Source organism: Pseudomonas sp. RL_5y_Pfl2_73 (assembly GCF_963970515.1).
Taxonomy (GTDB): domain Bacteria; phylum Pseudomonadota; class Gammaproteobacteria; order Pseudomonadales; family Pseudomonadaceae; genus Aquipseudomonas.
The window spans coordinates 52,855-65,207 of sequence record NZ_CAXAPD010000001.1; the positions used below are offsets into that span (position 1 = coordinate 52,855).

The 12,353-nt window shown below is 59.8% G+C and carries 8 protein-coding genes; 4 read left to right on the forward strand and 4 right to left on the reverse strand.

Annotated elements, in window-relative coordinates; genetic code table 11:
* The first annotated feature begins 125 nt into the window (after positions 1–125).
* The 4 genes from AACY42_RS00200 (at position 126) to AACY42_RS00215 (ending at position 5,203) form a co-directional block, all read left to right on the forward strand.
* Entirely contained in the window at positions 126–683 is a 558-nt protein-coding gene (locus AACY42_RS00200) for a fimbrial protein (RefSeq protein WP_339475109.1), read from the forward strand.
* Positions 684–773: 90 nt separating this feature from the next.
* Positions 774–1,520, forward strand: a complete 747-nt coding sequence (locus tag AACY42_RS00205; protein WP_339475110.1) for a fimbrial biogenesis chaperone — start codon at positions 774–776, stop codon at positions 1,518–1,520.
* Positions 1,521–1,557: 37 nt separating this feature from the next.
* Positions 1,558–4,053 (forward strand): fimbria/pilus outer membrane usher protein, encoded by a 2,496-nt coding sequence (locus AACY42_RS00210; protein WP_339475112.1) that lies wholly within the window; start codon positions 1,558–1,560, stop codon positions 4,051–4,053.
* A 61-nt stretch (positions 4,054–4,114) separates the two neighbouring features.
* Positions 4,115–5,203, forward strand: coding sequence for a fimbrial protein (locus AACY42_RS00215; RefSeq protein ID WP_339475115.1), 1,089 nt, complete (start codon positions 4,115–4,117; stop codon positions 5,201–5,203).
* A 299-nt stretch (positions 5,204–5,502) separates the two neighbouring features.
* Here AACY42_RS00215 and AACY42_RS00220 read toward each other — a convergent pair whose 3' ends face one another.
* From AACY42_RS00220 to AACY42_RS00235, 4 genes are all read right to left on the reverse strand, one after another.
* Positions 5,503–6,975: a hypothetical protein gene (locus AACY42_RS00220; RefSeq protein ID WP_339475118.1), complete on the reverse strand. Its 1,473-nt coding sequence runs from the start codon at positions 6,973–6,975 to the stop codon at positions 5,503–5,505.
* 120 nt (positions 6,976–7,095) lie between these two features.
* Positions 7,096–9,297 (reverse strand): autotransporter outer membrane beta-barrel domain-containing protein, encoded by a 2,202-nt coding sequence (locus AACY42_RS00225; RefSeq protein WP_339475120.1) that lies wholly within the window; start codon positions 9,295–9,297, stop codon positions 7,096–7,098.
* Positions 9,298–9,451: 154 nt separating this feature from the next.
* Positions 9,452–11,428, reverse strand: a complete 1,977-nt coding sequence (locus AACY42_RS00230) for a hypothetical protein (protein ID WP_339475122.1) — start codon at positions 11,426–11,428, stop codon at positions 9,452–9,454.
* Positions 11,429–11,617: 189 nt separating this feature from the next.
* Complete coding sequence (locus tag AACY42_RS00235; protein WP_339475701.1) at positions 11,618–12,352, reverse strand: adenosylcobinamide-GDP ribazoletransferase; 735 nt, start codon at positions 12,350–12,352, stop codon at positions 11,618–11,620.
* Position 12,353: the final 1 nt, after the last annotated feature.

A 12,353-nucleotide genomic window follows, 5' to 3' on the forward strand; every position in this document is an offset into this window, starting at 1 on the left:
ACCCGGAAAGTGAGAGTTTTCTCATATCCCCCCGCCCCACCCCTACCTAGAATCCGCCTCCGAGACAGCGTCCCCATCGGCGCCGTCTCGTGTGCACCCCACTGTTCCATCAAGGATTCTAGTCAATGAAAAAATCTGTACTGGCCGCCTCCCTGGGCCTGATCGCCGCCCTGGCCGGCCAATCGGCGTTCGCCGCCACCAGCACCGGCCAGATCAATTTCACCGGCACCATCAACGCCAATACCTGCCCGATCGACCCCATCGACCCAGGTACCGGCGCCCCAGGACCGATCAACCTGGGCAGTGTCGCCGCCACCGATTTCGGCGGGGTCGCCGATGCGGAAGCCGGTGGTCGTGAGTTCGCCCTGCGCGTCAAGGATGGGGCCGCCTGTGGTTTCGGCGCCGGCGATACCGCCACCGTGACCTTCACCAGTACCCACGGCAACGCCGGCACCGGTGGCCGCTACTATGCGATCCAGACCGGAGGCGCTACCGGTGTTGCCCTGACGATCAAGGACAACGAAAACACCCCTATCGACAGCGGCACCCCCTCCAAGGCCTATCCGCTGAACGCCACCGGCGAAACCCGGATGATCTTCCAGGCCCGCTACCGCTCCACCAACGCAACCGTGGTGCCGGGCCCGGTCATCGCCAACATCAATTTCGTCGCCACTTACCCGTAATGCCGGGCTCTTGAGTGCATGGCCAGACGGTCATGCGCTCAAGAGCATCGCTCGCCACGTGTGGACGTCAGCATCGCCCAGGGATTCTTCATGTTCCGATCCATCCAGAAAAACCACAGGGCCAGGGCCGCGCTCATGGGCGTCCTGGCGTTGCTGTGCTACGCCCCGTTGAGCCAGGCTTCCTTGACGCTGAGCACCACCCGCGTGGTGTTCGACAGCGGCAAACGCAGCGCTTCGCTGATCGTCGCCAACCCCAGCGACAAGGTGTTCGCGGTGCAGTCCTGGGTCAATACCAGCGCCGACGACACCACGACGGCCGTGCCCTTCGTGACATCGCCGCTGTTGTTCAGCATCGGCCCCGGCAAGGAACAGCAAGTGCAGATCAACCGCTTGCCCAACACACTGCCCACTGATCGCGAGACGTTGTTCTATTTCAATGCCCAGGAAATTCCCCAGGCCGAAGCGGACCAGAGCAATGTGCTGAACATCGCCATCCGCACCCGCATCAAGTTCTTTTATCGTCCGGCGCAGTTGAAGCAAAACCCGAGCGAACGCCTCAAGGATCTTCAATGGTCGCTGCAAACGATAAACGGCAAGCCAAGCCTGGTCCTGCACAATCCAACCCCCTTCCACTACACATTCCAACGCCTGGAAGTCAGCAGTGGCGGCCGCTCGAAAACCATCGACAACCCGACCATGGCCGCGCCACTGAGTCGTGAAATTTATGCACTGGGTGAGCTCAAGACCGGCACCGCAGCGCAGGTGTCCTTCACCACCATCAATGACTACGGCGGTATTACCCCGCCCATCACCTTGCCTCTGCGGCAGGACCGTTAACCCCCGCCGCTCGCATTGATTGTCAGGACACATGACCATGATCAGATCTTCAGAAGGTCGACGCCTGCGTCTGGCCCATTACTTATTGGCCGGTGGCAGTGGCGTGCTGATCGGCGCGGGGCAAGCAATGGCCCAGGCGCAACCGGTGTTTCTGTCCGGCTTCATGCGCCAGGGGCCGGATCAGGCGACCGATTCCGGCCAATTGGCCTTGCAGGCCATGGCCAACGAACAAGGCGTGTTGCCGGGCCGCTATCGGGTGCAGATCCGGCTCAATCAGCAGTATCTGAGCGAGCATGACATCGAGTTCATCCAGGGCGATAAGGCGGCCCTATCGCCCTGCCTGAGCGGCGCCCTGCTCGATCAGTTCGGCGTGAACGTCGAAGGCGTGGCCGACACGCAATCGCTCGCACATCCGTGCATCGACCTGCCAACCCTGATTCCCGGCGCCCGGGCCGATTTTGACGCAAGGCAGTTGCACCTGGACCTTTCCGTCCCGCAAATCGCCATGCGCCGCAAGACGGCCGGGTATGTCGACCCGCAGCGCTGGGACCACGGCATCAACGCGGCGTTTCTCAACTATCAGGTTTCGGCCCAACAAGGCACAACGCGCTACAACGGGCACAACGACAGCCAGGATCTACTCTTGAACGGCGGCATCAACCTGGGCCCCTGGCGCCTGCGCACCAACCAGAGTGGCCGGCAAGACAGCGGAGGCGAGCGTAGCTGGACCCGCGCCTACACCTACGCCCAGCGCGACCTGCCCGGCATGAACGCCAACCTGACGCTGGGTGAAGCCTTCAGCGGCGGTGACGTGTTCAGAAGCGTGGCGCTCAAGGGCGTGATGCTCAATTCGGACTCTGGCATGCTGCCCGATGTCCAGCAGAACTACTCCCCCGTCGTCCGGGGCGTGGCCTTCAGCCGGGCGCGCCTGGAAATACGCCAGGGCGGCTTTCCGATCTACGCCACATACGTCAGCGCCGGCCCCTTCGAAATCGATGACCTGAACACCGGCGGTGGCAGCGGCGAATTGGAGATTATCCTCACCGAGGCTGACGGGCAGGTCAGGCGCTTCACCCAGCCTTACGCCTCCTTGGGCAACCTGCTGCGGGAAAACACCTGGAAATACAGCGCCGCCATCGGACGCTACAACGCCACCGGCCACCTCGATGATCCCTTGCTCTGGCAAGGCACGTTGGCCGCCGGCGTGGGCTGGGGCACGACACTCTACGGTGGCTTGCAAGCCAGTGACTACTACCAGGCCACCAACCTGGGAGCGGCCAAGGATCTGGGCGCCATCGGCGCGTTGGCGCTGGACGTGACCCGTTCCAGCGCCGATATCGATGCCCAGGCGTCGAACGCGGTGCAGGGCACCAGCTATGCGATCAAATACGGCAAGACCTTCGACTCGCGAACCAGCCTGCGTTTCGCCGGGTACCGCTACTCCACCGAGGGCTATCGCGATTTTGATGAAGCGGTGCGTCAGCGCAGCCTGGACTCGACCTTCAGGGGCAGCCGGCGTAGTCGTCTGGAGGCCTCGGTTTACCAGGGCCTCGGCCGAGACAGCTCACTGAATTTGACGCTCTCCCAGGAAGATTTCTGGCGCAGCAACGAGCAGCTTCGCCAGTTTCAATTCAACCTCAACACGCGCCATCAAGGGGTGAACTACAGCCTGTACGCTGGCCAATCGCTGCGCAGCAAACAGCAGTCGAGCGATCGACAAGTAGGGCTGAGCATTTCCTTCCCCCTGGACCTGGGCCACACCAGTTCCGTCAGCCTGGACCTGCAGAAGACCGGCCAGACCTTGAGCCAACGCGCCAGTGTCACCGGCAGCATGGATCAGAATCGCCTCGGGTACCGCGCTGGCATCGTCAATGAAGATGATCGGCAACAGGCGGCCGAGCTTTCGATGAGTTATCAAATGCCTACCGGCAACCTCGGTGCAGGGCTGAACTACGGCAGTGGCTATCGCAACCTCTCGGTCAACGCTGCCGGCGCGGTGGTGATGCACAGTGACGGAGTTGAATTCGGCGCCTACTTGGGGGAAACCGCCGGCCTGATCGAAGTGCCGGGCGTGAAGAATGTCGGCGTCGTCAGCTCGCCGGGTATACGCACCAACGCGCGAGGTTACGCCCTGGTTCCGTACCTGCGGCCCTACCGGGTCAACACCCTCGAACTGGAGACGGATGAACTGGGACCGGACATCGAACTGGACAACGGAACCACCCAGGTCGTGCCGCGGCGCGGTGCGCTGGTCAAGCATTCGTTTACCGCCCGCACTGTCCAGCGGGTGGTCATTACCGGGTCGTTCAAGGGACGTCCATTGCCGTTCGGTGCCCAGGTCAAGGACGCGCAAGGCGAGACCCTCGCCGTAGTCGGCCAGGGCGGCGTGGCGATGTTTGGCATCGATGGTCATCGGCAAACGCTTGCCGTTGCCTGGGGCGAGAAACCCGGGCAGCAATGCCGCATGCCCATCGACCCCGAGCACATGACGTTGTCCCAGGGCTATCGCTTGCAATCGGTGGTTTGCCAGTGACTCACCTTCATCCAGGCGGTGTTGTCGCTGCAACTGACACCGCTTTCATCGCAGGAAACGTATGAAGAAATTATCGTCGCGACACGTGTTCAGCCTTATTGGCGTGTTGGCCGGCAGCCAATTTGCCCCATCCGCCCTGGCCAACACCTGTCGGTGGGATGCCGCGCCGGGGCCGATCAATTATCAAGCCGACCTGGGGACCGTCTACGTACCGCGTGATGCGAGTGTCGGCAGTGTGATTGGCGTACTCGACAAATCCGTGTTCAGCAACAGTCCCGGGCCGGCGATCACCTGCAATAACGATGGCAACGTGATCCTGAACTTCAATGCCGTGAACGTGGCGCCCCTGCAACGCCACATCCAAGGCGCCATGGGCGGTGCGGCCAGCAGCGACAAGATTTTCGCCACCAACGTACCGGGCGTCGGTGCCCGCATTACGCTGGAATCAGGTTTCGATGGGCAGGCCGGCAATGCGTTCGTCCCGATTGGCAGCCCGGTCGTGCCGTTCAATGCACAATTGGCGCAAAACCTGATCGTACCGTTCAATCTTTCCAGGCTCAGGAGCAAGGTCACCCTGATCAAAACGGGCCCCATCGCCCCCGGTCCCCAGGTGGTGAACCGGCATATGTTCGACGGCAATTTTTCCAACATCGGCAAGGGCTTTGGCTACAGTTTGAGCGCGACGGTGATGCAAGCCCAATGTGCCGTGGGTGCCAACCCGGTCAGCGTCGATCCGGTGCCGCTGGGGGACTGGCAAGTCTCGGACTTTACCCATCCGGGCTTCACCACTACGCCGACCCGATTCACCATCACCCTGTCCAGTTGCGAGGCCGACCCGACCAACGCCAACCAGGCCAATGCCCACATCCGCCTGGACGGCGCCGATGGGTCGTTGCCCGAGGGCGATGGCAGTCGCGGGGTGTTCACACTGGGTAACGGATCGACCGCCCGTGGCGTGGGGATACAGGTATTACGCGGAGACGGCACCACGCCCGTCCCTTTGGGTACGGACGTCTCGTTTGGACCGATCGAAGACGGCAGGAACAAAACCCTGGACTTCAATGCCAGCTTCTACCAGATCGGCAACGTGGGCCAGATAAGCCCCGGCACCGCTCGGGGAGCATTGAGCTTCACGATTACCTTTCAGTAATACCTCGGCAAAAACTGTGGGAGCCGAGCTTGCTCGCGATTGCGGTCTGTTTGTGCCGGTGATATTGAATTTACCGCCGTCATCGCGAGCAGGCTCGCTCCCACAGAGGAATTCGTGCCGGACGCAGCGTCGGAGCGGGCTTGCTCGCAAAAGCAGTGACGCAGTCAGTGTTGAGCAAACTGCCCCAACGCTTTCGCGCGCAAATTCCACAGGGGTTAGGCCGCCGACGAGGCTGCTGTTATCACCTCAACACCATGGTGCTCATATTGGCGACTCCAGCCCCCACAATGAGCCCGGATTCAATCAATCAGCATCGGTGTCAAATGGTCGAAAGCTGTCCATCTCGCTCCATCATCGAAGCTGACTTTGGTCTCGACTGTGAACCTTCGATTACTCAAAAGAGACATCATGAAGTCCTTAGGCAAATTGACAGGTATCCCGGCCGTGACCTCTGCCAGTTGAACCCGGTGCTGATCCAGTACAATCCGGCTCACCGTTTGATCCTGGAGATTTTTGCCCGATACCGTGATGGTCACCAGGCACGCCTCGCTGATAAAGGCCCACGCACGCTGATGAACGGGTACTCCGGAATTGGTAATGCTCGCTTTAGAGACAGGATCGGTAAAAGGAGAGACGAGCTGAGGCACATGGAATCGGGTCGTTGGGAACGTACCGATCGCAACCGTCAGTGTTCTGGACGGCTTGTTCGACGTGTCGGCCAGGACAACGTCGTAATAGACCGGTACGCCTTTTCCGAACATCGCCGCGATATTACCGGGGGGAATGCGCACTTCTTTTGTGCCCCAGGGCACGGGAACAGCAATAGCCCCCACCGTACCAGGCTCACCGAACTGCATATGGACGATATCATCATCGTAGTAGACAGCATCGTCAGGGATTTTCGCCGTGGCACCGGCTACTACGTTTGAAGGGTTCAGGTCGGCATATTCCGCGGGGCTGCCTTCGGCCTGGGTGATCCACGGATGAGGCACATAATGCGGCGCGCGAATCACCGATACTAGAAACGGTACCGCCGTGGACTCGACTGATTCGTTGCCCGCCCTATCAGCCACATGATAGGAAATCGACCGCGTACCATCGCCCATCCTGCGTATCAACGCTTCGGTGAAATCCAGCCATATAGGGTTTTCGTAATTATCCCGGTCGAGATCCTTGGTGACCTCTTCGGACTGGCCGGTATATTCATTGAGCCATCGAGCGGTGATCCTGTCGCCAGGGGCGGGCTCCACGTAAGTGGGGACACTGACGGTGATGATTCCGTTATGCTCGTTGAGGTATTGTTCGGAGAGGCCGTTTTGGATGATGTCCGGGTCGATTAGGAGTTCGCTTGCAAAAGCGAGGTCCGGAGGGCTTTTATCGACAGTAACCGGAAACGGATGCGATCGGTCCGGCGTGCTCACAAAATTGGTCATGATGAAGCTAAGCGTATGCCTCCCGGACGGTAACCGGTCGGCACTGATCGGTACGTAGTAATCATCCGGATCCATAGGCAGATCCCATTCCCGGCACCCGATGATATCGCTCTCGTCATCATCCAGAAAAACATCGACCCGCTCTTTCCACGGACCGCCCGACGGATCGTCGCCGTCGTACCAGGGCTTGAGCATGACCTTCAGAGGATTGTCCGGGTCGCTCCAGGCCGAACGATGCAGCAGGTTTCGCTCGCCGCCAGGAACATCCGCCAACGGTGCGGGCTCGGTCCAGGGGGCGGTCATATTGGGAGGGAGCTTGGTGGACTTGGTCGACGACATTGTTCATGTTCTCCATCGCTGAATATCAACCCCCAGCCCAAGGCCGGGGAGGAATCCTGATGAACACTCGAATGCCGCAAGGGGAGCATGCCGAAATCAGATTCGGCATGCCGACACTACCTACCAGAGGTAGCGCACGCCCACATTGGCACCCCACGGTTGTTCGATTTTGCTGCCATTGCTGTAGTCGAAGTCGGCATGAATCGAAACCTTGTCGGTCACGGTCATGGCAACACCAGTACCCAATTCACCACGGGAACCCGAAAGGTCGTTGTTGAACCGGTTGTTGTTGACCTGCACGTCATTGTTGTTGGCAAATTCGTGCACGAAAGCAGCACGAATGTAGGGCTGCACAACTTTGTCACCCCAGGTGAAATCGCGTCCGACGGTAGCGCCGGCCTTCGCCAACAGAGAGTGGGACCGACTCCCTTCGGCAGAGAGACCATTGTCCAGCTTGTAGTCTTTGCCCTCGATAACCACACCCGACAACTGAGTGAACGGCTCAACGAAATAGTCGTCCGCCAACTTGATATGCCGGCCGAATTCCAAGGAGCCACCGACGCCATGGCTGTCGTAGTCCCCCTTGGTTTTCTTGCCGTCGCTCAGTTGCACATCGGATTCGTTCTGGAAGCGGTTGAACTTGAGCACGCCGTCGAAGTAATAGCCGCTCTGCTCATCCAGCCAGGTGGTATAGGCACCCAAATAGTAGCTGTTGATCGTTGCGCTGGTACCGCGGCTCAAGTCAAGGTCGGACTTGCTGAAGCCACCCAACACACCGACCAACCACTGGCCGTCGCCCACCGGCAACGGCGCATCCGCGCCAAACGACAAGCCTTGCTGGACTTGCTGGTAAGCGACACCGGAATTTGCGCTGACATTGAACTTGTTACCGTAGGCGCGAATCCAGCCACCGCTCTGGGCAGGATTCATGCGCACTTCACCCATGCGGCTGCGCAAGGTGCTGAGTTCGCCATACCAGACGGTTGGGGCTGCATTGAACAGCGCGATCACCGAGCGGGTGCCCGGGCTGATCGTGCGCGTGAGGGTATTGAGGTACCAGGCGTCATTGCCTTGTTTGATCAAATCGTACGAATAAGCCCCCAGGTCCACTTCGCCACCGGCCAGGGCAAATGTTGCATCGCCGCTGCCAATCTTCACCACCGCAACGGAGCCGGCGCCTACAGGTTCTGAGCCACTGGCATTGATCGCGATGGTGTGATTGCCGGTCGCCGTGCCGGTTACCGTCAGGGTATCGACCTGGCCGGTCTTGAAATCGGTGTGCATGTAGAACGTACCGCCATCACCCGACAGAGTGCCTACGTTCAGCTTGAAGAACTCACCTGGGTTGCCAAACTGGATGGCGCCGCCATTCATGACCAGGTTCTCGACCTCGCCGTCGCCGACCATGATCCAGCGGGCACTGCTATTGATGCCCAGGTCCTGGACATTTTTCAGGTTTCCGGTCAGGGTCGCGGCGTTCTCCAGCAGCACATTGGCGATACTGCTGTCGTCCGCGACAATATCGCCGACCAGTGCGCTGCCGCTAACATTCAAATTACCCTCGGCACCACGGCGAACATCCATCAGGATGCCATTGCTGGCCGACAGCGTGGAGCCGTTGACCACTGAGATGTTGGCGGTGTTGGCCCCCAGGCCCAAGGTATCGACAACGATTGCCGATCCGTTGAGACCTTCGACATGGGTGCCGTCCAGGGTCAAGTTCGCGGGGGCGTTCACGACGCTATCCCCGCCAATTTCGATCCCGTTCCTCGCCCCGGAAATCGTGCTGCCAATAGCCGTGGCAGTCCCTCCGAACAGTCGCAGGCCGGCAGCATTGGCACCCGTTCCCAGGATGGTTGATCGCACCAGTGTAACCTCGCTCAAACCGGTGACCGAAACGCCCGTCGTCCCGCCGATGATGGTGCTGTCGCTCACTGTCGCGGTGGAACCCTGGGTAGCCGTGGAATCGCGACTGACCGCCAGGCCTGTCCGGTCACTGGTGATGGTGCTGTTGCCGCTGATGTTGGCCCGACCAGCATTCAGCAGAACGCCATTGGCGCCTGTTGCCTTCACATCGGTGCCGTTGAGGTTCAGGGTTGAATTATTAACGGTGATGTTGCGGGTCTCGGCGCCATCGGCATTCAATGTCGACTCACCGTTCAGCACGTAATTGTCGGGCGCGGTGGCGCTGTCGATGGACAGGGTCTCGCCGGGGTTCAAGACCCTGGCGTACCCCATTTCAGCGACCATCAACAACGGTGCGATGGACAACAGTTTCAAAGCTCGAGACAACGGACTCAGCAGGAATTTAGGCGAGGACATACAGGCACCCTGTGGCAATTGGGATACAGAGGCCGCGCAGACTACAGAGCGCGGACTACATGGTATGTAGGACTTTTCTGATATAGCCCGCGCAAAGGTTGAAGCTGCCCCCAGGAAAAAGGCTGATCCCCTGGTGCCAATCTCAGGGATCCGCTCAAGGATTCGGACCTGGCGGCACGTTGCAACTGCCTTCGCCCTGGGACATCGCCACCTGGGTATCGGTCGGAGTGGGTATGTAGGATTTCCCGGTTATCGTGTAGCTCACTTCGCCTTTACCTATTGGGGTAGCTTTCACCCAGGTGGCCAGGACGTATGGGTCGTAGGGTGCGATGAGCCAGATAATTCCGTTATCTACCTGCTCTTGCGTAATAGCGGTGAACGTTTCGGTCAGATAGCCGTCGGGGTCCTCCACCGGGTTGCTATGGTTCGTGTAGGCCCTCCATTCCACTACGACGTCATCACCCACCTGCAAATAGCGACTGGGCGGGATCAGGTACTCGACGCCAAATTCTGTCTTTGCCTCATTCCAGCGCAATGAATTACAGGTCAGGTAACCACCTGGATTGAGATGTAGAGGCATCGCCTCCGGCAAGGCTTGGACCAGGAAGTCGATCTTGACCGAGGTGCGTTGTTTAGGCTCTTGCGGGTTTGCATGAGCCGAGTTGGTCAATACGTACCAGACCGGCATGGCCGCATCCGGGCCTTCGCCGCGGATAACGTCCCAATCAAGCTCAATCTCGATGACATCCCCCGCCGTGTCATTGGCGGTGTCAATCACGCGGGTGGGGCCGATGGGAGTGCCGTTCCAGAGGACTTGATAGGTATCGCCGTCGGCCAGCGGTGCAACCAGTTCGATTTTGGCCAGGACCTCCTTATTTTCATCGGCCGCAACCAACTCATTGTCTTTCCCCGAGTCCCCCACGATCGTGACCACTTTCAACGAACCGTTGCCGGGTTCCGGATCCGGGTTGATCGGCCCAGTGCCAGAAAAGTTGCATGGGACCGAGCCTGGACTTGAGCCAAAAGGTTCCACCCCCCGCAGTACCGTGTAGGAAAGTGGCGTAGCCACCACGCCTGTCGTGGTACTGCCGTATTCGGCCCAGAGAGTCGCCCAAGGCACGGGGATGTTGATCCCGCCCGTTGGGTTGCTGCCTAGAGGCGTACCCGGCTTGACTTCCTTGGTGCCCCATTTAACAACGACGGTATCGGTTGACTTGCCATTGGTGACATGGGGCACATTGACGAGCACGTTCCCGTCGACAAGGTCCGAGCGCAGCAACTCCCCGCCCGTGGCATCCGCCGCCGTGGGAGGGGCCAATGGCGCAGCAGGCAGGGAGTCGAGAGCGACCGACATGAGTTCATATCGAGACAGGGGGCTGATATTGCCGGCCTTGTCGATCAGTACGTAGCCACCGCAGCACAGGCCATCTCCAGCGGTAACGAATTCGCTCTTGGGAATTTGTACGACCCTGTTGCCGGTCGGATCAATGGGCAAAGGACCGATGAGATTGACATCTGCGGGATCATCGGGCAGCTCGCCTTTTATCCAGGCGTAAGCGACTTTCACGTCCCCCTGATCGCCCGTCCAACGCGGAATTGTCGCTTCCAGGTAGTCCTTCCCGCCAAACGTTGCATCGATGATGGGTAACGTAACGGCGAATACCATTGCATCGGGTATGTTTCCATTATTGGGCGCAACCTTGTCGATGTGGATGAGGACTCGATCGGAATGGTCTACGATCGAGACAAAATTTTCATGCTCGTATCGGATGTCGAATGGCCCTTCATGCTCGGGATCCAGCAAAAAACTGCTGGGAATATTGAAAACCAGCGGAGACCAAGTAGCGCCGATTACGAAGGAATGTTCTTCAAGATCCGTCCATTCGTTACTGTCCGCTCGCGCCCACTGCAACCGTATGTATTCCGTCTGGCCAGCCGGTTCCGGACTACCACTCCAATTCGTGATTGTTGTCTTGAGGCCGAGTTCAAGATCTGACCTTTTAATAAGCCCCACCGGCAACCCGGATAGGGGGTCAGGCTTCACAACCGGATCCTGAACCTCAAACGGCGCGGGTCCGCCGGATGCGCTTTCATTTGAGGTCAACGGCTCTTTTTTATCTGGACCAGCCATGTTGTCGCTCTCCGTATTCATACCTGGAAGCCATGGCTACCCATGGCGCTTCAGTTCGAAAAGCAGACCGATGATTTGCGGGCACTGCCCAGACGTTTCCCATCGTTCTGCACTGGAGGGAAGTAAGCACTTTTTTTTTATAGGCCGAAACTGTCAGAGTTGACAGGTGGCTATCTGCACAGCGGGGCTTTATCGGCTCAGCACCATCCCAACCAACACCACCACCTCAAGCAGTTCCAGCAACGCCCCAGCCGTATCCCCGGTGCAGCCCCCGAGCCTGCGCAGCATCATCCGCCGCACGCCGACAAACACCGCGAAGGCAACGACCAGCGCACAGACACCCGCCCATCCCGCCAGCAGCACACAGCCCAACGCCCCTCCCAACAACACCCACCAACCCGCGCGCCGAGGCAGATGATCGGCCAGCGCCTGGCCCAACCCACCGGCCCGCACGTACGGCGTGGTGAGGAACAAGCCCAGCAACGCGGCACGCCCCAGCACCGGCACGACGATCAAGGCCAACGCGTGCCCCTGCTCGATCAACGCCAGCAGCGCGGCAAACTTGAGCAACAGCACCAGCACCAGGGTGATCACCGCAATCGGCCCGCTGCGCGGATCTTTCATGATCAGCAGCGTGCGTTCACGATCGCCAAAACCGCCCAGCCAGGCGTCGGCGCTGTCGGCCAGGCCATCGAGGTGCAGGCCGCCGCTGAGCAGCACCCACGCGCTCAGCAACAGCGCGGCGTGGAGCAGCGACGGCGCACCCAGCAGCAGCGCATTGAGCAGCCACAGCACGGCGCCGAACACCAGCCCCACCATGGGATAGAACAACAGCGAACGGCCCAGCTGTTCGGGCTCGGGCATGCCGGGCAGGCGCACCGGCAGGCTGCTGAGAAATTGCAGGGCTATCCAGAAAGGCAACATC